Raw genomic sequence first — 24,537 nt, forward strand, 5'->3', positions numbered from 1 at the left:
GTCAATGGAAACCCAGCAGGTGGAAGAGCAATTGACGGTTGGTCCACCTCGTGCCGTTCGACTTGTGGCGCAGCTCGGCTGTGGTGGCCTGCGCGAGCAGTTCGTGGAACGTCGCTCGCGCTCGATCCAGCTCGTTGTGCACCGCTCCGGTGTCCACACGTTCATTGCGCGCCCGACACGTGCGGAAGCACTACGCAGTCGACTCAGGGCGTGACGCGGGCTTCGTCTGCGCTCGTCTCCGGCTTCCGCACCCTCGGCGACGCCACGCGGACACTGGCCGATCAGCGATCGCTGATCGGGCCCGCGTCGTGCAACTGAGTTGCACGAGGTTTCTGTCCTCTTCGAACGGCGTCACGCACGATCACATACTGCTCGGCCCGTTCGACATCCTTTGGTCGTGGTGCGTCTGGCAGCCGTCGGAGCACCTCTTCTGGCGAGCACACCCGCACCGGCACACCCTCCACCTGTACAGAGCTCGCATCGGGCCTCAGTTCGGCGTAGGTGCCGGTCAGCTTCGGCGTGACATCGACCATTCCCAGGCGGGTCACGAAGAGGTGGTCCAACTGCTCTGCTGTGGGCGGATCGGGCCGCCACTGCAAGCACTCCTGCCGTGTGAGTGCCTTGGACCACGACGGCTCGTGGGCTGGCACAGCCTCCAGCTCGACCAGCAGATCAGCGAGCCGACGCAGATTGCCTGGATCGGGCGAGGGCACCACGTCGAGATCGTTCGGACGCAGGTCCGCACCGTACAGCGCGAGCACAGCCGAACCGCTGAGCACCCAGTCGACGCCGCGGTCGTGCAGCAGGCGCAGCAACGGGATCAACTGCAAGGACGGACGAGTATCTGGATCAAGCACTCGGCCGACGGTACTCCGCGAGCGCTACCCGAACACCCGCGCGAGCAAGAGCGCAGCAGTGCGCTGACGAGTGCGCCGGTGATGACCAGCGCCCGTTCATGCGCGGCCTCGGTTCCGCCCGAAACGGGGCAGGACGAGTTGCCGGTGTGCTCGGCCCGCCATCCACACCGCGGCCATGGCGGAGAGCAATGCGGCGACCAGGTAGAGCAATGCGTTTGCAGCACGGTCGAGGACAGGCCTGGCCGCGGTTCGGGTACGGCGGGCCCCACCGCCGTGTGGCCACCTTGAGTGACCACACGGCCTTCCTACTGACAACCGCGTTCAGGTTAGCTTCGTGTGATCACCTGCTGACGTGAGGCGAGGCGGAGACGACGGCTACGAGTACCGAGAATGATCGCGGCCAGCACGGAGGCGACGGCGGATGCGAGCAGGACCGCGCCTTTTGCGTCGGTCAGGTGTGACTCGGTGGTGAAGGACAGATCGGCGATGAGCAGGGACACCGTGAACCCGATCGCGCCCAGGACTCCGATGCCGGCGATGTCGGCCCAGCCGAGCTGGGGGTTGAGGTGTGCGCCGGTGAAGCGGCTGGTGAGCCACGAAACACCCAGGATGCCCGAGAACTTGCCCAGCAGCAGACCCGCGATCACGCCCCAGGTGATCGTGCTGGTCCAGAACCCGCCCGCACCGGCGAGCGAGACCCCGGCCGAGGTCAGGGCGAACACCGGTAGCGCGATCCCTGCCGAGAACGGGCGCAGCGCCTGTTCGGCCTGGTGCGAAGGCGACATCGACTCGCCGACACGGGAGTGGGTGCGCATGAGCAGGCCCATCGCGACACCAGCGACCGTGGCGTGCACCCCGGAGGCGTGCACCAGCGCCCAGATCACCAAGGCCAGCGGACCGAACAGCACCCACCCCGGAACCCGCGACCGCGTCCAGGTCACCGCCCGGCCACGTCCGTTCTGAAGGTACCCGAACACCGCCAGCCCGATCGCGGCGAAACCCAGAGCGACCAGGTTCAGGCCCGCGGTGTACGCGACGGCGATCACCACCACCGCGCACATGTCGTCCACAGTGGCCAGTGTCAGCAGGAACGTGCGCAGCGGAGCGGGAAGAGACCGGCCGACCACCGCGAGCACGGCCAGCGCGAAGGCGATGTCGGTCGCCATCGGAATGCCCCACCCGCCGGCCGCCTCGCCACCCTCTGCGAGGGTGAAGGCCAGGAACACCAACGCGGGAACTACGACACCGCCGATCGCCGCCGCGATCGGCAGCGCCGCACGCCGCGGATCGCGAAGCTCGCCGTGTACGAGCTCCTGCTTGAGCTCGTTGCCGACGATGAAGAAGAACACCGCGAGAAAGCCATCAGCCGCCCACGTCTCCACCGACAGTTCGAGGTGCAGAGCGTCAGGGCCGAAGCTGAACGAGCGCAACGCCTCGTAGGAGCCGGACAAGGGCGAGTTCGCCCACACCAAAGCCACGATCGCGGCGCCGATCAGCAGCGAACCGCTGACCGCGTCCGAACCCGAGGCAGCGCGAAGCCGCGCAAGAACAGACATGAAGAACGTCTCCAGAAACGGTACGAGAAGCGACTGGGGACACACCGGCACCACCGGCGGCTGGCCTCCGCGCACAGCGGCAGGCTCAACCGGCCTTCGGTGGACAGACGCTCGTAACCGCACCCCGCGTGCTCACATAGCCGTTCGTGCCGATCGGCAGGAACACCAACGGCCGCATCGGGACACACAGCACCGGAGAGACAAGACCATCCGCCACGGACGTCTCCCTTCTCAACACGGCCTGCGATCCCGGACCAGTCTGAACAAAGCACGACCGGAACCTGCTCGCCGCTACACCGCGGAGTGCGTCCGCGGTGATGAGTCTCATCCGCCGTACCCAGTGTTGTGGTCGGGCTCGTCGTGCCCGCACCAGATCGCCCGCGGCGAACGAGCGGGTGCAGATCCTCGGCGCGATCTGTGTAGCGCCAGATGTCCCTTCGCGCTCAGAGGCCAGGTGTCGGGAGAACGTTGCCGTGCGCGGCCGAGGAGGAACGCGAGGGCGGCGCCATTCCGGGCTCACGACAATGATCGCCCGCATACATTACTCTAACGTGAGAGTAGACTCTCTGCGCGAACCTGAACCGGAGATGGCTTTGACCGATGTGCGGACTCAAGACGAAGAACAAGAGCGGGAGCACCTGGCCGCGACGCTACGTCTGCTGACGGAGGAGTTGGAACAGCTCAACGGCTCCATCGACAAGTCCGCCAGGACGATCAAAGAGCAGAAGGAGCACATGTGGACGTATTGGCGGGACATGGACAGCGCCGAGAAGGCGAGCTTCCGCACTGAGATCAACTTGTCGGTCCTTCAGGGCGACCACGCGGTGAGGCGGCGACAGCGGATCGCGAGGCTGCTCGAGTCCCCCTACTTCGGGCGCGTCGACTTCCGCCGCAGCGACGACGACGCGGCCAGGGCCTACTACATCGGCGTGCACAACCTGTCGGAGCCCGGGACCCAGGAGATCGTGGTTCACGACTGGCGTGCACCTGTATCGAGTCTGTACTACGACTTCGAGTCCGGGGAGGCGCGCTTCGAGGCGCCGAAAGGCACGGTGCACGGCGAGATCACCGGCAAGCGCCAGTACAAGATCCAGGGTGGGCGTCTGGAGTTCATGTTCGAAAGCGCGCTCAACATCGGTGACGACGTTCTGCAGCGCGAGTTGGGCCGGTCCGCCGACGACAAGATGAAGAACATCGTCGCGACGATCCAGCGTGAGCAGAACGCGGTGATTCGCAACGAGACCGCGGACGTGCTGATCCTGCAGGGGGTGGCCGGCTCCGGAAAGACGTCGATCGCGCTGCACAGGGTGGCGTTCCTGCTCTACCGCTTCAAGGACACCCTGTCGTCCGACAACGTCATGATCCTGTCCCCCAACAAGGTGTTCGGTGACTACATCGCCGACGTGCTTCCCGAACTGGGCGAGGAGCAGATCAAGGAGATCGACTTCGACAGGATCGCCGGCAGGTTCCTGGCGAAGGTCACCGGGTACGAGACGTTCAGCGAACAGGTGGTGAAGCTGCTCGACCACGCGGACGAGGCCGCCGCCCAACGCATGCGCTACAAGGCAACACCCGAGTTCGTGTCCTGCCTCGACGCCTGGGTCACCTCGCGCGCGGACGAGGAGTTCTTGGCCGCGGACATCGAGTCGAAGGGCACGAGACTCACAGCCGAGTGGGTCGCGGACATGTTCCACGAGTCGCCCGGACTTCCGGTCTTCACCCGACTCGATCGGGTGGCGAACAGTGCTGTTCACCTGCTCAAGCACAAGGTGGTGGACAGGGGCGGCAAGTGGACCGCCGCCGACACAGCGCGCGTTCGCAAGCAGGTCGACGCCATGTTCCCGTACAGGGACGCCTATGCGGTGTACAAGGCGTTCTACGACGATCCGGACCGCAGGGGTCTGTTCAAGCCGCTGGGACGCAAGAGGATCGAGTACACCGATGTCTTCCCGTTGATCTACACGATGATCAGGACGGCCCGGCAGGACACCTACGGTCACATCCGCCACCTGCTGATCGACGAGATGCAGGACTACACGCCCGTTCAGTACGCCGTGGTGCGCGAGTTGTTCTCGTGCAAGATGACGATCCTCGGTGACGCCAACCAGTCGGTGAACCCGTTCAGCTCCTCGTCGCTGCCGACGATCCGCAACATCTTCCCCGAGGCCGACTGCCTGGAGCTGTGCATGAGCTACCGCTCCACCACCGAGATCACCGAGTTCGCTCAGAACATCTCGCGCAACGACAAGTTCGTGCCCATCGAGCGACACGGACCGCCGCCTCAGGTCATCGCCTGCACAGACCAGACGGCACGGATCCTGAAACTGATCGAGGAACACGAGAACAGCGATCACCGCTCGCTCGGCATCATCTGCAAGACGGTCGCTCAAGCGGAGAAGCTCTACGGTGCCTTGTCGAAGGCCGGTGTCGGACTGACTTTCATCGACTACGACAGCACGGCGTTCGCCGGCGGCGTCATCATCACTTCGGCGCACATCTCCAAGGGACTGGAGTTCGACGAGGTGGTCGTCCCGGACGTGGACGACACGAACTACGCCACCGAGATCGACAGGTGCATGCTCTACATTGCCTGCACCAGGGCAATGCACGAGCTTCACCTGACCCTTGCCGGGCCGGTCTCACGCTTCCTGGAGTTCACTTCGCAGTCCCGTGTCGCGTGACGGTGAGCGCCGGGACGTCCACCCGGTACCGATCATCAGGCCCAGCTAAACCTACACTTACGTTAGAGTAATGTGAGGTGGTCGCGGTTCCGCATCCTGCAGGAACTGCGTGTCTCAGCGACCGCGGAACGGATCTCCACGATGACCTCAGCACCTGCTGCTCCCAGCCACGACAAGGCACTCGGGCTGCTGCTCGGTGGCGCGCTGGGCGATGGCCTGGGTGCCCCTTTCGAGGGCCGGGAGGTGGTTGAGGAGACACAACTGGCCGCGTGGGAAGCGGCAGCTACCCCGCTGGTGCACACCGATGACACGGCACTGGCACTGGTCCTTGCCGCACACGTCGCGGAGCGCCGCGACGAACACGGGCTTGATCGTGACGCACTGGCACCCGAGTTCGCGGTGGCGTGGCGTGCCGAGCCCTGGCGTGGCTATGGCTCGGGTACGCCGCACGTGTTCGGCTTGATCGGGGCCGGAGTGCCGTGGCGCAGCGCGGCCCGCGCGACGTTCGGTGGGCAGGGTTCCTACGGCAACGGCGCGGCCATGCGCGTGGCGCCGGTCGCGCTGGTGGCGACCAGCCTGCACCATGCAGCCGAGTTGGGGCGGCAGAGTGCCGAGGTGACGCACGCGCACGAGCACGGCCAAAACGGTGCCGCTTGCCAGGCGGCAGCGGCGTATCTCGCGCTGCGCAGCGATCGCAGGCACCGGCTCGACGCCGTTCGGTTCCTTCAGGACCTGACCAGGGTGGTCCGCTCCCGGCTGTGGCACGAGAAGTTCGACCGCATCGCCGAGCTGATCCGGCACGAAGCTGGGCCTGCGCATGCCGCCCGCGCTCTGGGCAACGACGTGTCCGCACTGGGGTCGGTCCCCTTGGCACTGCTGGCTTTCCTGACGCGGTGCGACGATGCGTCGATGGCGATCCGCTATGCGGTGCTCGGCGGAGGTGACACCGACACCATCGCTTCGATGGCCGGGGCACTCGCGGGTGCGCGCAACGGTGCGCGAGCGTTCCCCGAGGCGTGGACCGCTCGACTCGAGGCAGCCGAGCCGCTGGGCCGTCTGGCGGATCAAGTGACCGGTCCGCTCGCAGCACGGCCTTGACTGCAAGGCGCATCCGGTCATCGGACGAGGAGGATCATGCCGGTTCAGGTGCCGGCGGGGCGCAACGCCGTGCGGTCGCTGGTGGCCTCCGACTGCCGATTCCTGCTGTCGAAGACCGATCCAGCGCGGACGACCGCCAGCACTGTGCTGACGGCCAACGGTGACGATTTCGTGGTCACCGTGTCCAGTGACGACTGCACGGCGGAACTGACATTGCGCTGGGGCAAGCATCTCCTCGAAGAACTCGGCGGGGAACCCACGGTGATGTGCCGTCGGGCCCAGGAGTGGGCGGACGAGCTTGCCCAGGGCCGCATCCCTTAGCGCTTACCCGGCAGGCACTCCAGCCGTCTACACAGGACAGATGTTGCCAGGTGCACAGCGTGGGCGGTGAGCTCGTCCGGCCCTCGACGCACGCGCGCTGCTGACCATCGGTCAGGACACCTGCCTTGCGTCGGCAGGATGTTCACGGCGGCCATCGTCGAGGCTGCCTGCGCCTCCGGCGAAGATGCGGTAGTCGCCGGCCGGGAAGATCTGCGGATGTCCGTCGATGGTTCCGGTCGCAGCTTCTCCCAACCGCAGGCGCAACGCGCCGCTGGTCGCTCCGTCGCCGCAACGTCCGTCGAAGCCGCGCCGGCGCAGCCGCATGTGATCGCCGTGCGGTTCGACGACGAGCAGGCGGGCGCATGCCTCCGGCCCGTCCGCGAGCCGATACTGGATCGCGCCGTCGAACTCGATCCGTTTCACCACATGGTCACGCGTACCGTCGGCGGTCTGGATGCGCAGCGCGGACACCGGCCGGCAAACAGGAGATCATCGCCGCAGCGATCCGGCAGGAGAGCCGCACCGAGTTGGTGAGCGTGCTCGAACGGTTGCCGAACAGGCACTTCGGGCACGTTCGCGACCTGTGGGCCCACCTGCCGGAACTACCCATCGGCGATTGAGCGGACCCAAAGGCCCTGGCAGGCAGCGGCTTTCATGACCGTTGCCCGCCAGGTCGTCCACGGCGTCGAGCCCGCCAGTCCAGTTCAGCACCGCGCAGAACTTCGGCCGCGACGTCGCTGAGCGCCTCCAGGTCACCGCCACCGGCCAGGAACACCTGGACCGGCGAGCAATCCCGACGCTCGCCGTTTATCGGCGTCGAGACGGGTTCGTCGACATCATCCGCGGAACCGGCATCCATCACTCTCGCCTCCTGAGTTCCTCAAGGCCTCGACCGGGGAGTTCCCCGCCTGCCGTCTCAGGCGACCTGGCAGCCGTGATCCATTTCGCCACAGGTTGTTCCACGGCGCGGGTGAGCAGCCAGCCGAGAACGATCGAGACAGCGATCATGACCGCGCATTGGGTCACCGGCGACGCCCCGGCCTGGTGCAGCTGGTACATCACCGTGTAGCCGATGTTGTGGTTGACCAGGTAGACGCCGTAGGAGATGCCGGCCAGCCAGGTGAGTGGACGCAGGGCGGGATGTGACCAGTCCGGGCCGGTCGCGGCGGTGGCGATGAGGCCGCACGCCACACCCAGCGCGAGAGACGAGGGCAGGTCTTCGGTGTGGAAGTGGTGTGCCGCCACGGCTGCGGGATCAGCAGCAGGAGCGCGTGGCCTGCGCGACCGGTGGCCCACAACCACAGTGCGGCGCCTGCGGCGAAAAGGTGCGTGCGGTGCACTCCGAGGTCGCCATGCAGCGCCGCCAGACTCCCGCTGCCGTCCAGCGGAAGCACCACCGCGCTGATCGCGATCGGAGCGATGACGGCCGCCCACAGCACAGCTTGCAGGCACCATCCGTCCCAGGATCGGGTCCGCCACAGCAACGCCGCGGTGATGAACGCCATCACCTGCAGCGGCACGGTCCAGTAACTGGGATCGACGAGGTCGAGATCGACCGAGAGCGCGGGTGGCAGCACCAGCAACGTGGCGACCAGGTCTTCACCGTCGCGGTGCAGAGCGTCAGGCCCGAGCCATCGCGTGACGACGAAGGTGGCCATGGAGGCGACGGCGAACGGCGGCAGCATGCGGCCGAGCCGGTTGCGCAGCAACAACCACGCGCCTGAGGAGCTCAGCGTCTGGCAGATGAAGTAAGCGGAGATGACCATCAGCGCGCTGGCGCCTACCTGGACGCTCATCTCGAAGGGGCGTGCCCCGAGTTCGGGCACCAGCAGCGGACCACCCCACGTCGCGTGTTGCGCGACGACGAACAGGATCGCCACCGCACGCAGCACGTCCCAGCTACTTCGCCGCCGCTTTGTCGTCGGCCTCGCGTCATCGGCCACGCTGACGCCGTACAGCGCCGTGAAATTCGGACATATCAACCATTCTACTCTAACGTTAGATTAGAGTTGCCCCCAGGTCGGAAGCAGGCGGAGCGGGTTCGGCAGGTCGCAGCGCGGGTGGCCGCACGAACAGCGCTACTACCCCGATGAGCACAGGTAGCGGTGCGGAGACCAGCAGCGCCGGGGTGTAGCTCCCGGCGATGTCGTGCAGAACGGCGAACATCAGCGGTCCGAAGGCGGTGGCACCGACGTTCACCGCGGTGACGGTGCCGCGGATGCCGCCGATGTGCAGGGTGCCGAAGTAGCGTGGGAAGGTGGCCGCCTCGAGTGTGCGCATGCCGCCGCTCGCGGCGCCCAGGAGCAGACCGAACAGCACGGCGGACACGCCTGGCGCGATCACGGTGCCGAGCAGCAGGGCGCCGAACAGCGCCGCCATGGACGAGGCCATCAGGACGCGGCTGTCGGCCCGGTCGACGAGCAGGCCCATGGCCAGCGTGGCGACGAGGCTGGCCGCGGTCTGCGGGAGGAAGTTCGCCGCCGCGGCGGTGGCGGTGAGGCCGCGTTCGGTGAGCAGGCTGACCTGGTGGAAGTTGACGGCGGTGCCGAACAGGCCACAAGCGGAGATGCCGGCCGTGACCACCCAGAAGAGCGGGGTGCGCAGCGCAACGGCACGAGTCACTCCCCACTGCGGTGGCGGCGGGGAATCGTGGTCGTGGACGGCTCCGTCAGGATGCTGACCGAGGTCGGCGGGCCGGTCGCGCAGCGCGAACCAGGCGACCGGCAGCACGACGAGCAGCACCAGCACGCCTTCGGCCAGCCACGCACGGCGCCAGCCCCAGCCCGCGATCACCGCCTCCAGCAGCAGTGGCGCCGACGAGATGGCCGCGGTGCCGATCGCGCTCACCAGCCCCAGCGCGGCGCCCCGGCGACGCTCGAACCACAACGCGACCACGGTCGTGGCGGCCAGGCCCAGCGCGCCCTGCCCCGCCATCCGGATCGCGACGAAACCCTCGGTCAGGCCGGCGATCGAGCTCACCGCCGCCAATGCGCACAACGCGGCGCCGAACACCAGCCCGATCACCACGACGACGCGGCGAACACCGAAGCGGTCCAGCGCGCGGCCGACCCACGGCATCGCGGCCGCCCCGGTGAGTGTGCCGACCAGGTAGGCGGTCGAGACCGCCGAGCGGCTCAGGCCGAGTTCGGCGATCATCGGGTCGACGACATCGACACGGCGGCGGTCTGGCCGGGTGCGGTGAATGCGACGAGCAGCGTCGACCAGCCGACGACGTGCCAGCCGTAGAAACCGGACGGCGTGAGCGAGCGGAACGAGATCAGGACTTCTCCCAGTGGCGAGCGGTCAGTCGTCTGCCCCTGCGACGAGGGACTCCAGCCGCACGTCGGGATGCAGGCGCCGCAGTACTCCCAGCGCGGTCGAGTCCACGAACAGCGCGAGGTCGGCGCCGTCGGTACGGGTGAGGACCTCGCTGCGGTTGCCGTCCACGAGCATCCGTTGCGTGGGGTCGGCCAGGCGGCGCACGACGGTGTAAGGCAACGGTTCGAGCCGCACCGGGGACTTGAACTCCGCGTCGAGGCGGTGCGCGGCGACCTCGAACTGCATCGGGCCGACCGCGGCGAACACCGGCGCGCCGTCGCCGCGGCGCAACGACCGCAGCACCTGCACGACACCTTCGGACTCCAGCTGTTCGATGCCCTTGCGGAACTGCTTGGAGCGACTGAGATCCGCGGGCCGCGCGACGGCGAAGTGCGCGGGCGCGAAACTGGGCAGGCCAGGAAACCGCACGGCGGGCTTGCCCGAGTGCAACGTGTCACCAACCCGCAGCGCGGTGGCGTTGACCAGGCCGATCACATCGCCCGGAAAGGCGGTGTCCAATGTGGAACGTTGCTGGCCGAAGACCTGTTGGGCGTACTTGGTCGCGAACGGTTTGCCCGTGGTCGAGTTGGTCGCGATCATGCCGCGTTCGAACATCCCCGAGCACACGCGCGCGAACGCGACCTGGTCGCGGTGCGCGGGATCCATGCCTGTCTGCACCTTGAACACGAACGCCGAGAACGGCGCGTCCAGTTCGCGCGGCGTTCCCTCGACGTCGGGCCGTGCGGTGGGGCGTGGGGCGATTTCGACGAGCAGGTCGAGCAGGTGCCGCACCCCGAAGTTGAGCACTGCGGAACCGAACAGCACCGGTGTCGCCGTGGCGTCGAGGAATCGCGCCGGCTCGAACTCTCCGCCGGACGCGGCGAGCAGTTCGGCCTCCTCGCAGGCCCGTGCCCACTCTGCGCCTTCCTCGGCCTCGGCCTGCCCCGGCGGCAGGTGTTCCTCCGCCGCGGCCGTCGCGCCACCGGCCGTGCGCTGGTAGCGCACGAAGTGCCCGCCGCGTCGGTCGAGCACGCCGCGGAAGTGGCCCGCGTCGCCGACCGGCCAGGTCAGTGGCATCGGTTGCAGTCCGATCCGGTCGACGATCTCGTCGCACAGGTCCAGCGCGTCACGGCCGGGGCGGTCCCACTTGTTGATGAATGTGATCACCGGGATGCCGCGGTAGCGGCAGACGTCGAACAGCTTGAGGGTCTGCGGCTCCAGGCCTTTGGCCGCGTCGAGCAGCATGACCGCGCAGTCCACCGCCGACAGCACCCGGTAGGTGTCCTCGGAGAAGTCCGCGTGCCCAGGAGTGTCCAGCAGGTTGATCACGCAGTCGCGGTAAGAGAACTGCAGTGCCGCCGAGGTGATGGAGATCCCGCGCGCCTTCTCCATCTCCATCCAGTCCGACACCACACCGCGCCGACCGGCCTTACCGTGCACCGCGCCTGCCTCGGAGATCACCTTGGCGTGCAACGCGAGCGCCTCGGTCATGGTCGACTTGCCCGCGTCCGGGTGGCTGATCACCGCGAAGGTGCGCCTGCGTCCCGCTTCCGTGAGCACGGCTGCGGACGAGGCGGTCACCGGGGTGGCGGTGGTCATTCGCGATCCTTCAGGGTCGGCAACATCTCGCCGAACTCTACCCTCACGTCACGGTAAGCTGAGTGTTGGCCTGGCAGCGCGCGTGAGGCAAGGACGCAGGGCGTGATGCCAGAATGACGGGGATCGCGGCGTGGTTCGGGAAGGGATGTTGTGGGCGAGCACATGCAGATCGGTGAGGTGGCGGAGCGGACCGGTCTGTCGTTGCGCACGATCCGGTACTACGAGGAGGTCGACCTGGTGGTGCCGAGCGCACGCACCCAGGGCGGGTTCCGCCTCTACACCGAGCCCGACGTGCAACGCCTCGACGTGGTCAAGCGGATGAAGCCGCTCGGTTTCCAGCTCGAGGAGATGCGGGAGCTGCTCGGCATCCTCGGCGCGTTGTCCAGTGGGGACGATCCCGACCGCGACAAGCACCTCGATCGGCTGTCCGGGTTCTGGACCGCCGCCGACGAACGCTGCCAGCAGCTGCGCGCGCAGCTGCGCATCGCCGAGGACTTCGCCACGACGCTGCGCTCCCACCTGCCCGCGGACTGACGACCGTCATCGCGTGTGGCGTGCGTCGCCGATTTCCCCTCACCGGCAACTCTCACGTAACGTGAGAGTGTGACGATGGCTCGAATCTCCACTCCCCCGCCCGCACTCGCCCCGGATGCCCTGCGGGTCATCGCCCTCGGTGGCCTCGGTGAGATCGGCCGGAACATGACCGTGTTCGAGCACGAGGGCAAGCTGCTCATCGTCGACTGCGGAGTGCTGTTCCCCGAGGAACACCAGCCCGGCGTCGACGTGATCCTCCCGGACTGGAGCTGCCTCCGGGACCGGCTGGCCGACGTGGTCGCCATCGTGCTGACCCACGGCCACGAGGACCACATCGGGGGCGTGCCGTACCTGCTGCGTGAGCGACGTGACATCCCGGTCGTCGGCTCCCGGCTCACGCTGGAGTTCCTGGCCGCCAAGCTGGTCGAGCACCGGATCAAGCCGGTCCTGGTCGAGGTCAAGGAAGGCGAACAGCTCGCTCAGGGTCCGTTCGACCTGGAGTTCCTCGCCGTCAACCACTCCATCCCCGACGGTCTGGCCATCGCCATCCGCACCAGTGCCGGCCTCGTGCTGCACACCGGTGACTTCAAGATGGACCAGTTCCCGCTGGACAAGCGGATCACCGACCTGCGCGGCTTCGCCCGCCTCGGCGAGGAGGGTGTCGACCTGTTCCTGGTCGACTCCACCAACGCCGACGTGCCCGGATTCACCACCTCCGAACGCGATCTCGCCCCCGCGATCGACGAGGTGTTCCGCACCACGCCGCGCCGGGTGATCGTCTCCAGCTTCGCCAGCCACGTGCACCGCATCCAGCAGGTGCTCGACGCCGCGGCCGCACACGGCCGCAAGGTCGCCTTCGTCGGCCGCTCCATGGTCCGCAACATGGGCCTGGCCTCCGAGCTGGAATACCTCAAGGTGCCCGCCGGCCTGGTCATCGACATCAGGGACGCCAACCGGCTGCCCGCCCACAAGGTGACCCTGGTGTGCACCGGGTCACAGGGAGAGCCGATGGCCGCCCTGTCCCGCATGGCCGCCGGCGAGCACGAGATCGTCATCGAGGACGGCGACACCGTCCTGCTGGCCAGCTCGCTGATCCCCGGCAACGAGAACGCCATCTACAGGGTGATCAACGGCCTGACCGACCTGGGCGCCAACGTGGTGCACAAGGGCAACGCCAAGGTCCACGTCTCCGGGCACGCCAGCGCCGGTGAACTGGTCTACTGCTACAACCTGGTGCAACCGGCCAACGTCCTGCCCGTGCACGGCGAGGCACGACACCTGCGCGCCAACGCCGAACTGGCCATCAAGACCGGTGTCGAGCGCGAGCGGGTGCTCGTCGCCGCCAACGGCCACGTCATCGACCTGCACGAGGGCCGGGCCTCGGTCACCGGCCGGGTCGAGGTGCACAACATCTACGTCGACGGCCAGACCGTCGGCGGTGTCACCGAAGACTCCCTGGCACAGCGCCGCACGCTGGGCGAGGAAGGCATGATCACCGTCGTCGCCATCATCGACATCGACACCGGCCGGCTCGACGACGCACCCGACATCATCGCGCACGGCTTCGAACACGACGCCTCGACGTTCCAGCCGGTGATCCCCGCCATCGAGAAAGCCCTCGCGGGCGCGGCGGAGCGGAACGTCACCGACGTGGCGGAGCTCGAACGCCTCATCGCACGGCAGGTGCAGACCTGGGCACAACGCACCTACCGCCGCCGGCCGGTGGTCATCCCGGTCGTCATCGAGGCCTGATCTTCCGGCGGTGACGATCATGAGGAGCAGTCCGCGCGGATTCGAGTCACCAAGCCGGTACAACGCCGCCTACCCCGACTGCGTCCTGCCTGCCGAACCGCTGCGGCTGCGCGGCTATCGCGCCGCGTTGCAAGGCGTCGAGGACGACGTGACGGGTGCGGCGGGCTCGATGACGGTGGAGTTCCTGCCCGGCGGAGCACCCGGCCCTGGGCAACCGGACCGCCTGGGGACGGTGGTGGCGACCCACTGGGGGCAAGGCCCCGTTCTCGTGCTCGCCGAACGAGTCTCGTTGCGCGCGGCGTGGGAGTCGATCGTCCAGCGGTGGCCGGCGCGCCTTTCGGAAGTCCGCGCCGCGCTCGAGCTGACCTGTCACGACCGCGTAAATCCTTAGTGTGAACGTCACGGTCAGGCCAGAGAGCTTGCTCACGATCAAGCCGTTCACGATGAGATCTACAGTGACGTCACGGTAGAGTCCACTGTGGTTGCGCCGGAGATGCCGCGGCCCGTCATGAGACCCCGATCCCCCTGTCACAGGGCGCAGCGGGGTTCACCCGGACTCCGAGAGGCACCCGACGCATGAGTACCGCCGAGGAGGATCGCAGGGCCTAGCACCACGCTCTGCGAACCCTGAACTGTTCGCGGCACCAACCCACGGCACGCCGGCGTCGACGCCGACTCCCTCCCAGCGCGCACCCGAGCGCGCGGGCCCCATTCCTGTTCATCACGCGAGCTTCCTGCCTGCTCGCGCGCACAAATCCTGAGGTGTCGATTGTCCTCACACGTGGCTGCGCCGCGCCCCTCACTGTTGTCGAGGGTCCGCACGACCTGGTTCGCCAACCCCCGCGCTGATCTGATGTCCGGCCTGGTGGTCGCGCTCGCACTGATCCCCGAGGCGTTGTCGTTCTCGATCATCGCCGGCGTCGACCCGAAGGTCGGCCTCTACGCCTCGTTCACCATCGCGATCATCATCGCGTTCTCCGGCGGCCGTCCCGGCATGATCTCGGCCGCGACCGGCGCGATGGCCCTGGTGCTGGTGCCGCTGGTGCGTGACCACGGCGTGGAGTACTTGTTCGCCGCCACCATCCTCACTGGTGCGTTCCAGATCCTGTTCGGCATGGTGGGCGTGCACAAGTTGATGCGATTCGTGCCGCGCACCGTGATGGTCGGCTTCGTCAACGCGCTCGCGATCCTGCTGTTCACCGCCCAGATCCCGCACATCACCAAGGGCGGCTGGCCGGTCATCGCCCTGGTGCTGCTCGGTCTCGGCATCATCTACTTGCTGCCCAGGCTCACCAAGGCGATCCCGGCGCCGCTGGTGGCCATCGTGGTGATCACCGCGCTGACGGTGTTCCTGCACGTCGCCGTGCCCACCGTCGGCGGGATGGGCGAGCTGCCCACCGCGCTGCCCGGCTTCGGCCTGCCGATGGTGCCGTTCACGCTCGAAACCCTCACAATCGTCGCGCCCTACGCACTGACGCTGGCGGTCGTCGGCCTGATCGAGTCACTGCTCACCGCCCAACTGCTCGACGACCTCACCGACACCCCGTCCAAGAAGGGCATGGAGGTCCGCGGACAGGGCATCGCCAACATCGCCACCGGCTTCCTCGGCGGCATGGCCGGATGCGCGATGATCGGCCAGTCCATCATCAACATCAAGTCCGGCGGTCGCACCCGCCTGTCCACCTTGTCCGCAGGTGTCTTCCTGCTGATCCTGGTCTTCACCCTCGGCCCGGTCGTCTCCCTGATCCCGATGGCCGCGCTGGTCGCGGTGATGATCTTCGTGTCGGTCAGCACCTTCGACTGGTCCAGCATCAAGCCGGCCGCGCTGCGCCGCGCACCCAAGAGCGAGACCGCCGTAATGGTCGTAACCGTCGGCACCGTCGTCGCCACCCACAACCTCGCGCTCGGTGTCGTGGCGGGCGCGCTGCTCTCGGCGATCTTCTTCGCCCGCCGAGTGGCGCATCTGGTCGACGTGTCCAGCGTGCTCGACCCCGACGGCACCATCCGCGTCTACGCCGTCACCGGCGAGCTGTTCTTCGCCTCCAGCAACGAACTGATGCACTCCTTCGACTACACCGACACGGTGACGAAGGTGGTCATCGACCTATCCGACGCCCATGTGTGGGACAGCTCCGCGGTCGCCACCCTCGACGCGGTCACCACGAAGTTCACCTCCCGCGGCATCGAGACCGAGATCATCGGCCTCAACCCGCACAGCGAGCAACTGCACACCAAGCTGTCCGGACAGCTCGCCGGATCACACTGACACGCGAAAGGGGCGGCGCCTGCAGGTGCCGCCCCTTTCGCGTTGCCCGTCATGGGCGCCACCCACTCTACACAACACTCACGTTAAGGTAGAGTTAAGGTCATGGAGGTCGTACCGATCAGGCGTGAACCTGTTCTCACGCAGACCGAGATCATCGACTGCGTCGAGGACGCGTTCCTGGCCGGCCCCGCCACCGTGACGGGCCTGCTGGACGCCGCCCTGCGCTGCCAGGCCCGGCCCGCCGTGTTCGCCGCACTGACCCAGCTCCCCGAGCGCTCCTACGTCTCCGTCATGGACGTCCTGTCCAGCCTGCCCGATCTGCCGTACACCGTGGACTGAGCCGCCCGCTTTCCTCATCCGAGCAGGCTTCCCGCGAACGGAGATCCTTGGCGCAGCCCATCACCGAACCCGCGACGGTCGCGACCGTGCGGATGTTGCTCGCCGCCACCGCGGGCCGGCACTCCCCTCCCGCACCGCTGAGCATCGCTCGCGGCGGCGTCATCGCCCTCGTCCGCGGAACCGATTCGGTCAGCCTGGAAGTCCACGAAGCTCTGCGGATCCTGGCCGACGAGGCCGGGATCGACCTTCTCGACATCACGCCGGCTCCCGAGTTCGGGCGGACACCGCCCGCCCGGCGGGTGAAGCTCGTCGTCGCCGCGACCCAGGCCGCGTCGTTCGCGGCCCAGAGGTGTGCCGCCGCCTGGAACGCCCCGGTGATCCTGCCCGGCCTGATCAACCCGGATGAGCCCCTCCGGCTCCTGCTGCGGCCGGAACCGGCGCTGACCGTCGCGTTCGGCGATGGCAGGACCTGCACGGTGCTGCAGGCCGCGCACTTCACCGGCAGCGTGCATTGCGCGACCACCTCCGGCGCCTTCTCGTACGAAGCCCGCGAGCTCGCGGTCAGCCCGATTCCCGGCGGCATGCTGGCCTGCGTGGTGAGCGAGGACGCGAGCCCGGTCCGCCCGCTCCGCGAGCCGCTGAAGCTGCGCCTGACCACCCCGGTCCCGGCGACCGTGGACGGCATCACCGACGTCTTCCCCGCGGGAACGCAGCGGATCGGCCTCGCGCGCACCCTCTATCGAATCGTGCTCCACACCGCCGCACCGAAATCTGGTGATCTTCAATGACCGCTTCCACCACCAACGTCACCCGCACGGACAAATGCCGAGGACTCCTGCTCGGCGCAGGGCTCGGCGACGCACTCGGCGCACCGTTCCAAGGCCGTGCCACCGTGGACGCTGGCACGCTGACCGCCGAGGAACGCGCACCGAGTCTTCTGGTGCACACCGACGACACCGCCCTCGCCATCGTGCTGGCCGAACACCTTGCCGCCCGGCGCGACACCGACCTCCTCGACGAAGACGCGCTGGCCCGCGAGTTCGCCGCGGCGTGGAAACGCGAACCGTGGCGAGGTTTCGAGTCGGGCACACCGCAGGTGTTCGGCCTGCTCCACGCGGGCGTGGCGTGGAGCGCCGCGGCCAAGGCGTTCCTGCAAGCGCAGAATTCCCAGGGCAACGGCGCCGCCGGCCGCGTCGCACCCGTCGCACTGGTGGGCACGAGCGTGCCGCACACCAAGCAACTCGCGCACCGCAGCGCCGCCCTCACCCATGCCCACGCCCACGGCAGACACGGCGCCGAATGCCAGGCCGTCGCCGCCCACCTCGCCCTGCACAGCGACCCCGCCCAGCCCCTGGACGGATACCGGTTCCTCCGCGACATCGCCGAAGTCCTGCAGTCACGGCTGTGGCGCGACAAACTCGACCGTGTCAGTCACCTCGCCGACGGTGCCGACCCCACGCACGCCGCGCACGTCCTGGGCAACGACAGCTCCGCTCTCGGCTCGGTTCCACTCGCACTGCTGGCTTTCCTGCGCAACCCCGACGACCCCGCCGACGCCATCCGCTACGCCGTGCGGGCCGGTGGTGCCACCGACACCATCGCCGGCATGACCGGAGCACTCGCCGGCGCACGCACCGGCACCGGCGCACTGCCCCAGTCCTGGCTGCGGCGGTTCCACCCCACGAGCAAACTGTGCCGGCTCGCCGACCAACTCGCCGGACCCGCCACCACGGAGCTGACCACGAGTTCCTGACGTCCAGCATGTCGTGGGCGGTCTGGGCTCGACTACACGGCACGGGCCGCGCTGGAGAACCCGGACATCGGTTCGCTGCTGCCCGTCGACGCGCTCGGCGAGGTGATCGAATGGCACAGGCAGGGACTCATCCCCGCCGGGACAACGCTGACAACGCCGACTTCTACGAGCCCGAGGGCCTGCCACGCCTCGCCGACCTGCTCCGTCCCGGCGGAGTGTTCGCGCCGTGGTCCAACGGCCCCGCCCGACGACGAGTTCACCGCCACCCTCTCGCCGGTCTTCACCGAAGCCCGCGCTGAGATCGTCGGCTTCCCCAATCCGTCGCAGGACAACGACTCCACGAACACCGTCTACCTCGCGAAACTCGGTTGATCGTCTCCGAACCGCCTGCCAGAGTCGCAGACCGACCCCAGCGCGCCGAGGAGACGAGCATGTCAACAGCCGACCGTCTGCCCGATGTCTCCCGTCCGGATGCCGGGCTGGCCGTGATCAGCCCTATGTACGTCGGCGGGTCGCAGCAGCAGAGCACGGTGGCCGACGAGGCGCTGGCGAGGTGGACGCGAACGCCGGCACCGCAAGGGCTGGTGTCGTTGAACGTGTTCACAAGCCTCGACAACGAAGCACTACTGGCCTACGCGCAATGGACCGACGACGACGAGTACTCCGCCTACATCCGCACAGCGGCGCGCGGGCCACTGGACCTGGTCGACGCGGTCCGCTACCGGCTGTTCCGCAGCATGAGCGACGCCGCCGGCGAACCGGGCTGCGTCATCACCGCCACGTTCGACGTGGACGGCCCCGAGCGGCAGCGGCACATCGTGGACGCGCTCGCCGACGCCGCGTCCCGCGCCGACCCGTTCCCCGGCGCGCTGGCCGCGCACTTCCACCTCAGCGTGGACGGCACCCGCGTGCTCAACTACGCCGAGTGGACCTCGTTGGAGGCGCACGACCGCGCGGTGGACAACGCGGAACTCGACGAGATCTACCGCATCAGCCTGGAGACCCCCGGCGTGCGCGCCACCCGCGGCCGCGCCTACCGCCTCCATGGAGCGCTGCACACGAGCTGACCAGAGTGCTCAGGACCGGCCGAACATCAGGCCGGGGTGCCTGTCCAGGACACGCTGCCAGCTCGCGGGTGAGATAGCCGGATGCGGCATAGGCGGACAACCCCGGGGACCAGGCGAGCAACGCGACGGCGGCCAGTCCGGGATCCCAGGCCCTGCCCCTACGGCGCGGCGAGGGTGAGACTGTCCGGAACCGCGTCGAACGCTTCCTCGACACGATGGATGAGAACCTTGCTGCCGCCGGGCCCTTTCCAGCGGCCCAGCTTCTCCATCGGTGACGGCCCGTCATAACCGCGCCCGGAGATCCAGTTCTTGACGGCGCAACGCCATGCGGCCAAGGACAACTCACCCAGCAGCCGCACCCTCACGTCCTGCCGGCTGTCGACACCGAGCTTCGTCTCCAACTCCGCGACGAGCCTGGATTGGACGGTCACCGAGTGCAGCAGACTGCGGTCCCACAGCACGGGCGTGCGGGCGATGAGACCGCGGGTGGCGAGGAAACTGCGGTCCCACTCCTCACCGAGCCCGGTGACGGCGGCGACCAACGCCTGCTTCAGGAAGTCCAGCACGGGACCGTGGAGCTCGCGTGCGGCGACCTCAGCGACATAGGCGTCCCACAGCTCCAGCTCCGCGGCCATCGCGACGTCCTCTTTGGACTGGAACATGCGGAAGAACGTGCGCTTGGAGACCTCCACCTCCTCGACCAGCTCGTCGAGGGTGGTTTCGTGGAATCCCCTGTCCAGGAACAACCGCAACGCGGTATCCGCCAGAGCCCGGCGAGTCCGCAACTTCTTGCGCTCGCGCAGGGGCAACGCCCGATCACCCGAGACGGCACCCGGCATGGTGGTCATCGCCGGAGTGTAGCCGCCATCTAGAAGCAATTGCCACTAGAGCGATAGTGCCCCTCTCTGTAATCTGCCACTGAGGGGCAGTTTAAGTCGAGGGGGCGGGTCGTGGCGAAGTCCGTGCGCAGTCCGATGGTGCTGGCGGTACTGCTGGCCGGATCCACATTGGGGGTGATGGGAGGCGCCATCCTGGTCTCGGTGCTCGAGGTGATACGCGGCGAGTTCGCGGTCAGCGGCACCGCGGCGGGGTTCATCCTCACCGCACACGGGCTGGCGATCGCGCTGTCGAGCCCGCTGATGGGAAGGCTGGTGGACAGGTGGGGCATCCGCCCACCGCTGATCGGCGGGCTGGTGGTCTACGCGCTCGCCGGGGGCGCGGGACTGGTCGTGACGTCCTATCCGGCATTGATCGTGAGCCGACTGGTGTTCGGGGTCGGCGCGGCGGCGGTGTTCACCTGCACGACCGTCGCGCTGCTCGCCTTCTTCCAGGGGGCGGAGCGAGATCGGGTGATGGGCTGGCGGTCCACCGCGACCAGCGTCGGCGGGCTGGTGTGGCCCCTGCTGGGCGGAGTGCTCGGCGGGCTGTCCTGGCACGCCACGTTCGGCATCTACCTCGTCGGCATTCCACTCGCACTGGCCGCGATGTGGTCACTGCCGAACACCACCCCGCCCGACCGGCACAACCAGACCGGGGCGATCCTGCTGCTGCGGCAACGACCGGCGCTACTGGGCTGGTACGCGATGTGGATCGTGATCGCCGTCCAGATGTACGTGCTGGCGATCTTCCTGCCCCAGCACTTGGCGCGGCTCGGCATCCACGCCCCCGTGCTGGTAGCGATCTACGCAGTCGTCGGCCCTTCGATCACCACCAGCCTGATCGGACTGGTCTACGGCCGCCTGCGGGCACGGTTCGGCTACACAACCCTACTGCGGGTGGCGTTCGCCGCCTCCCTCGCCGGGTTCCTGCTCTACGCCACCGTCACCCAGCCCGTCCTCCTGCTGCTCGCGCCCGCGCTGTTCGGCGTGGGCAACGGCATCCTGTTCCCCATCGCCACCGTTCTGGTCGACCAAGCAGCCGGCGCCGAGCACCGCGGCCGCGCCGCGTCGCTGTCCGGGACCGCGATCTTCTCAGGCCAGTTCATGTCCCCTCTACTGTTCGGCCCCCTCATCGCCGCCACGTCCACCACCACCGGTTTCCTGGTCGCCGCCACGATCTCCGCCACCCTGCTCGTGATCGTTGTGGTTGGGCGTGTTGGAAAACATCGCCTGGACGAGGAAGACCGCGCCGGAGCACTCAACTCGGTTGGGTAACAAGCACCAACGCTCTCCCTCATCATCGACATGGCCCGCTACCGCGGGCATCCGACTGCCGCGCGGTGCTCGCAGTCGTCTATGACCCCGAGGCACACATCTCGAATCCCAGCGGGCTAGCACGATCCCGCGTCATCCAGCGGGAGCGTCCCGCTGCGCCTGGCGGTCGCGCGATAGCGGCTTGCCCGGAGCTGCGATCATGGTCGGCAGGACTGCCTGGGGGGGGTTGGTGTGGGGATTCAGGGGTGCTCGACCGCAGGCTGTGCGAACGCGGCGGTGTTCAAATCGAGAACCAAGCGAACGGTCACCATCCACGCATCAGTCCGCTGACGTATCTCCAGAACGGCTGCCCACTTCACCCAACCAAAACGGACAAACGCTGGCTGGCCGACACGCTGCCGGAGATCGCCTCGCAGTGGCACCCGAGCCTCAACGGCAAGCTGATATCTCAGACCGTGGTGTGGGACTCGAAGCGCACGGTGTGGTGGCGACCGACTGCTACTGCCCGCGTCACGTCCTGCAGAACCCCCGATTGCGAGCCCGATACGGGCCCGAGATCCCCGACCTGCGACGACACCGGATGGCACGGAACAATAGGCTGCACCTCTGCTTCATGGACTTGAGGTGCGGAAACAGCACCCGCTGGCATCACCCGACACCTCCGTCAGGGTCGACCCGAGGACTCTTAATCAGCGGGTCCGGGGTTCGAGTCCCTGGCGGCGTACTCCGGAGAAGCAGGTCGAGATTCGTCTCGACCTGCTTTTTTGCATTCTGCATACTCATCCTCATTCGCCTGCTGGCCGAGAAATGACTGATGGCCGGCCACCGCGGTAGCTGGCCACCGCGGTGGCTGGCCATCACGAACCTCGTCACCACTTGTCGGAGGTGACGATCGCCTTCAGCTGGTCGAGGGCCAGCGGCGACTGCGGCGAGTAGATCCGACCGCCCGGCGACTCGATCGCAGCACCCGACGGGTCCTCCTGGTTGCTGACGCGTAGGAGGACGACCGTCCCGTCGGGCCGCTGGAGGCACGCCATGTACGACACCGCGCCGGGCGCCAGCCGCACGGTCTCGGTCGCCAGCTGGGAGCCGTCGGGCAGCGTGCTGACAAGACAGGCCCAGCACATCACTCACCAGCTCCTCGGCCAGCCACGTCCGGCAGGTCAGGACCGTGGTGAACCGCATCAGCGCGGGACGCTGCCTTGCCACGTACTCAGCGAACTCCACCGGCAACTCCCGATCATCAACTCGACCTCGATTTCGCACCCCCAATGGAGAAGTGACCTCTAACGTTGCATCCGATCTCTCAACAGCCCGAGCAGACTGAGCTGTGACGACACCGACGCTGATCCTCATCGGACAGTTCGAACCGGACCTCGCAGAGGAAGTGGAGACGACGATTGGTATCGCCGCCCGATGAGCTGAGCTACCGGTCGGTGCTGCGACTGCCGGACGTCGGCAGGCTCGTGACCGCGTCCACGGTCTCCCGGCTGGCCGAGCAGACCTTCGCACTGGCGATCGTGCTCTACACGCTCGAACGGTTCCACTCGCCCGCGCTGGCCGGTGTCGTCGCGTTCATCGCGATGGCGCCGGGTCTGGTGCTGAGCCCGATCGCCGGCGCCGTGCTGGACCGGCTCGGCGCCGCCCGTGCGATCACGGTCGACCTGCTGGCGAGCGCGGTGCTGGTGTTCGCCCTCGTCGTCGCCGACCGAACGCACTTCACCAGTTCGTGGCTGCTGATCGTCGTCGCGGGCCTGTACTCGTTGACGAGCCCGCTGCACCTGGCCGGCGTGCGCACGCTGCTCCCCCGGCTCGTGCCCGCGCACGCGCTGCCTCGCGTGAACGCCTTGGACACCAGCACGTTCGCCGTGGTGGACGTGCTCGGGCCGGTGCTCGCGGGCGGGCTGTTCGCGTTGACCGGGTCGTGGGTGACGCTGGCGCTCATCGGCGGGCTGTACGTCGTGGCCGCCGTCCTGCTGGTCCCGCTGGCGCTGCGGACAGCGGAACAGCGCGCCGAACGCCCGCACCTGCTGCGGGAAGCCGCTTCCGGTCTCGGCTATCTGCTGCGCCACCCGACTTTGCGCGCGCTGGCCGGGTCCTACTCGCTGTACCAGGTGAGCTGGGGCGTGCTGGTGGTCGCGGTGCCGGTCACCGTGCAGCGCGAGCTCGCCACCGCCGACGCCGCCGAGGTGGGCACCGGCCTGCTGTGGGCTCTGGTCGGGGTGACCGCCGTCGTGGGTGCGTTGTTCGTCGGGCGGCTCGAGAGCACGAACCGCGAACGCGGCTGGATCATGGCGGGCACCCTCGGCACCGCTGTCGCCGTCTTCCCGATCGCCGGGCTCGGCGGCCTGGTGTGGCTCGCGGTGGGACTGGCGCTGGTGGGTCTGCTGTCCGGACTGGTGGACGTCGGCACGCTGACCCTGCGCCAGCGCCGCACCGACCCCGAGCAGCTGGGCCGGGTGCTGGCGACGTCCATCAGCGCCAACATGTCCGGCCTGCCGCTCGGGTCGCTGATCGGCGGTCTGGTGCTGGCCTGGTCGGTGCCGGCCGCGTTCGCCGTCGGTGCCGCCGCGGCCGCCTGCTCGGCACTGGTGGCGCTCCTGATCTCCCGGTCCAGCTGAGGCCACGGCCTTCGTCAGCTCGGCACCACGCGATACCGCACGTGCGTGACCGCCGGTGAGGACACCGAGAACTCCTGCTCCAGCGCCACGGACACGCCGTCGAACAGCCGCGCGCCGGCGCCGAGCAGCAGCGGCACCAGGTTGAGCTGCACGTGGTCGAGCAGCCCTGCCCGCAGGACCGCCCTGCTGGTCTCGGCTCCCATCACGATCACGTCCCTGCCGCCGGCAACCTCCACGGCCTGCCGCACGGCGGCGGCCACGTCGGTGACGAACGTGAAGGAGGCCGAGCGGGCGGGCAACGGAGGTCGTCCGGTGCGGGTGAGCACGAACGTCGGTACTGGGTAGGGCGTGTCCTCCCAGTGCGGCAGGCCCAGCTCGAACGTGTGGCGGCCGCAGACGACCGCACCCGCCGACGCCGTCATCCAGGCGGCGACCTCCTGGTCGATCGGTGCGGGCGCGCCGAACATCCAGGAGTGCAGCGCCTCGCCGCCCTCCCCCATCGGGTTCTCCATCGAGACGTTCGGTCCGGTGACGTAGCCGTCGAGAGAGATGCTCTTGTGCACGATGACGTTTCCCATGCACAGGCAGACCGGCGAGCGTCCGGAAACTCATCGGTGGACGC

The 24,537-nt window shown here is 68.1% G+C and carries 26 protein-coding genes; 15 read left to right on the forward strand and 11 right to left on the reverse strand.

Translation table 11 applies throughout. The features are described from left to right. Position 1: 1 nt before the first annotated feature. The 3 genes from C8D87_RS46110 to nhaA form a co-directional block, all read right to left on the reverse strand. A complete protein-coding gene (locus C8D87_RS46110) occupies positions 2-157 on the reverse strand; it encodes a DinB family protein (protein ID WP_170166561.1) in 156 nt (51 codons plus the stop codon). A 124-nt stretch (positions 158-281) separates the two neighbouring features. After that, positions 282-857, reverse strand: coding sequence for a hypothetical protein (locus C8D87_RS23945; RefSeq protein ID WP_170166562.1), 576 nt, complete (start codon positions 855-857; stop codon positions 282-284). A 326-nt stretch (positions 858-1,183) separates the two neighbouring features. After that, positions 1,184-2,413: a Na+/H+ antiporter NhaA gene (nhaA, locus tag C8D87_RS23950; RefSeq protein WP_112228681.1), complete on the reverse strand. Its 1,230-nt coding sequence runs from the start codon at positions 2,411-2,413 to the stop codon at positions 1,184-1,186. A 395-nt stretch (positions 2,414-2,808) separates the two neighbouring features. Here nhaA and C8D87_RS23955 point away from each other — a divergent pair, with 395 nt between their 5' ends. The 3 genes from C8D87_RS23955 to C8D87_RS23965 all read left to right on the forward strand — a co-directional run bounded on the left by C8D87_RS23955 (position 2,809) and on the right by C8D87_RS23965 (position 6,513). Next, positions 2,809-5,094 (forward strand): HelD family protein, encoded by a 2,286-nt coding sequence (locus tag C8D87_RS23955; protein ID WP_233442258.1) that lies wholly within the window; start codon positions 2,809-2,811, stop codon positions 5,092-5,094. Positions 5,095-5,235: 141 nt separating this feature from the next. Further along, positions 5,236-6,192 (forward strand): ADP-ribosylglycohydrolase family protein, encoded by a 957-nt coding sequence (locus tag C8D87_RS23960; RefSeq protein WP_112228683.1) that lies wholly within the window; start codon positions 5,236-5,238, stop codon positions 6,190-6,192. 36 nt (positions 6,193-6,228) lie between these two features. Then, positions 6,229-6,513, forward strand: a complete 285-nt coding sequence (locus C8D87_RS23965) for a hypothetical protein (protein WP_112228443.1) — start codon at positions 6,229-6,231, stop codon at positions 6,511-6,513. Between the two features lie 111 nt (positions 6,514-6,624). On the opposite strand, the gene C8D87_RS46115 is transcribed toward C8D87_RS23965, so the two are convergent. Beyond that, positions 6,625-6,984 (reverse strand): hypothetical protein, encoded by a 360-nt coding sequence (locus tag C8D87_RS46115; protein ID WP_170166544.1) that lies wholly within the window; start codon positions 6,982-6,984, stop codon positions 6,625-6,627. Between C8D87_RS46115 and C8D87_RS49240 the strand changes: the two genes are divergently transcribed. After that, positions 6,876-7,133, forward strand: coding sequence for a DUF2795 domain-containing protein (locus tag C8D87_RS49240; protein ID WP_112228445.1), 258 nt, complete (start codon positions 6,876-6,878; stop codon positions 7,131-7,133). The two genes, C8D87_RS46115 and C8D87_RS49240, sit on opposite strands and share 109 nt — an antisense overlap. 32 nt (positions 7,134-7,165) lie before the next feature. Here the strand turns inward: C8D87_RS49240 and C8D87_RS45265 are convergent, their stop codons facing one another. From C8D87_RS45265 to C8D87_RS23995, 4 genes are all read right to left on the reverse strand, one after another. After that, positions 7,166-7,375, reverse strand: a complete 210-nt coding sequence (locus tag C8D87_RS45265) for a hypothetical protein (protein ID WP_146771846.1) — start codon at positions 7,373-7,375, stop codon at positions 7,166-7,168. Between the two features lie 196 nt (positions 7,376-7,571). Further along, positions 7,572-8,405, reverse strand: coding sequence for an acyltransferase family protein (locus C8D87_RS23985; RefSeq protein ID WP_170166563.1), 834 nt, complete (start codon positions 8,403-8,405; stop codon positions 7,572-7,574). A 106-nt stretch (positions 8,406-8,511) separates the two neighbouring features. Then, positions 8,512-9,669: an MFS transporter gene (locus tag C8D87_RS23990; RefSeq protein ID WP_112228448.1), complete on the reverse strand. Its 1,158-nt coding sequence runs from the start codon at positions 9,667-9,669 to the stop codon at positions 8,512-8,514. A gap of 147 nt (positions 9,670-9,816) precedes the next feature. Next, positions 9,817-11,430: a peptide chain release factor 3 gene (locus C8D87_RS23995; protein ID WP_112228449.1), complete on the reverse strand. Its 1,614-nt coding sequence runs from the start codon at positions 11,428-11,430 to the stop codon at positions 9,817-9,819. A 162-nt stretch (positions 11,431-11,592) separates the two neighbouring features. Here C8D87_RS23995 and C8D87_RS24000 point away from each other — a divergent pair, with 162 nt between their 5' ends. From C8D87_RS24000 to C8D87_RS24040, 9 genes are all read left to right on the forward strand, one after another. Beyond that, positions 11,593-11,964: a MerR family transcriptional regulator gene (locus C8D87_RS24000; protein ID WP_112228684.1), complete on the forward strand. Its 372-nt coding sequence runs from the start codon at positions 11,593-11,595 to the stop codon at positions 11,962-11,964. A gap of 75 nt (positions 11,965-12,039) precedes the next feature. After that, positions 12,040-13,716: a ribonuclease J gene (locus C8D87_RS24005; protein WP_112228685.1), complete on the forward strand. Its 1,677-nt coding sequence runs from the start codon at positions 12,040-12,042 to the stop codon at positions 13,714-13,716. 19 nt (positions 13,717-13,735) lie between these two features. Then, complete coding sequence (locus C8D87_RS24010) at positions 13,736-14,107, forward strand: hypothetical protein (protein ID WP_112228686.1); 372 nt, start codon at positions 13,736-13,738, stop codon at positions 14,105-14,107. A 462-nt stretch (positions 14,108-14,569) separates the two neighbouring features. Then, positions 14,570-15,982: a SulP family inorganic anion transporter gene (locus C8D87_RS24015; protein ID WP_112228450.1), complete on the forward strand. Its 1,413-nt coding sequence runs from the start codon at positions 14,570-14,572 to the stop codon at positions 15,980-15,982. Positions 15,983-16,084: 102 nt separating this feature from the next. Beyond that, entirely contained in the window at positions 16,085-16,321 is a 237-nt protein-coding gene (locus C8D87_RS24020; protein WP_112228451.1) for a hypothetical protein, read from the forward strand. A 47-nt stretch (positions 16,322-16,368) separates the two neighbouring features. Continuing rightward, positions 16,369-17,109, forward strand: coding sequence for a hypothetical protein (locus tag C8D87_RS24025; protein WP_112228452.1), 741 nt, complete (start codon positions 16,369-16,371; stop codon positions 17,107-17,109). Then, the gene (locus C8D87_RS24030; RefSeq protein WP_112228453.1) at positions 17,106-18,074 is read left to right on the forward strand and encodes an ADP-ribosylglycohydrolase family protein; all 969 of its coding nucleotides are present in this window, start codon (positions 17,106-17,108) and stop codon (positions 18,072-18,074) included. The genes C8D87_RS24025 and C8D87_RS24030 overlap by 4 nt, the downstream gene beginning before the upstream one ends. Positions 18,075-18,176: 102 nt before the next feature. Beyond that, positions 18,177-18,446, forward strand: coding sequence for a hypothetical protein (locus C8D87_RS45270; protein ID WP_146771847.1), 270 nt, complete (start codon positions 18,177-18,179; stop codon positions 18,444-18,446). A 59-nt stretch (positions 18,447-18,505) separates the two neighbouring features. Further along, complete coding sequence (locus tag C8D87_RS24040; RefSeq protein ID WP_112228455.1) at positions 18,506-19,141, forward strand: antibiotic biosynthesis monooxygenase; 636 nt, start codon at positions 18,506-18,508, stop codon at positions 19,139-19,141. 158 nt (positions 19,142-19,299) lie between these two features. On the opposite strand, the gene C8D87_RS24045 is transcribed toward C8D87_RS24040, so the two are convergent. Then, entirely contained in the window at positions 19,300-19,989 is a 690-nt protein-coding gene (locus C8D87_RS24045) for a TetR family transcriptional regulator (protein ID WP_215732459.1), read from the reverse strand. A 102-nt stretch (positions 19,990-20,091) separates the two neighbouring features. On the opposite strand from C8D87_RS24045, the gene C8D87_RS24050 reads away from it, so the two are divergent. Beyond that, complete coding sequence (locus C8D87_RS24050) at positions 20,092-21,294, forward strand: MFS transporter (RefSeq protein WP_112228457.1); 1,203 nt, start codon at positions 20,092-20,094, stop codon at positions 21,292-21,294. Between the two features lie 869 nt (positions 21,295-22,163). Here C8D87_RS24050 and C8D87_RS24055 read toward each other — a convergent pair. After that, on the reverse strand, positions 22,164-22,424 hold the full coding sequence (locus C8D87_RS24055) for a hypothetical protein (protein ID WP_146771848.1): 261 nt from the start codon (positions 22,422-22,424) through the stop codon (positions 22,164-22,166). A gap of 270 nt (positions 22,425-22,694) precedes the next feature. Here C8D87_RS24055 and C8D87_RS24060 point away from each other — a divergent pair, with 270 nt between their 5' ends. Then, entirely contained in the window at positions 22,695-23,915 is a 1,221-nt protein-coding gene (locus C8D87_RS24060; RefSeq protein WP_112228458.1) for an MFS transporter, read from the forward strand. A gap of 14 nt (positions 23,916-23,929) precedes the next feature. Here the strand turns inward: C8D87_RS24060 and C8D87_RS24065 are convergent, their stop codons facing one another. Continuing rightward, a complete protein-coding gene (locus tag C8D87_RS24065; RefSeq protein WP_112228459.1) occupies positions 23,930-24,493 on the reverse strand; it encodes a dihydrofolate reductase family protein in 564 nt (187 codons plus the stop codon). Between the last annotated feature and the right edge of the window lie 44 nt (positions 24,494-24,537).

Origin of the sequence: Lentzea atacamensis (assembly GCF_003269295.1) — a bacterium.
In the GTDB taxonomy this organism is placed as follows: Bacteria; Actinomycetota; Actinomycetes; order Mycobacteriales; family Pseudonocardiaceae; genus Lentzea; species Lentzea atacamensis.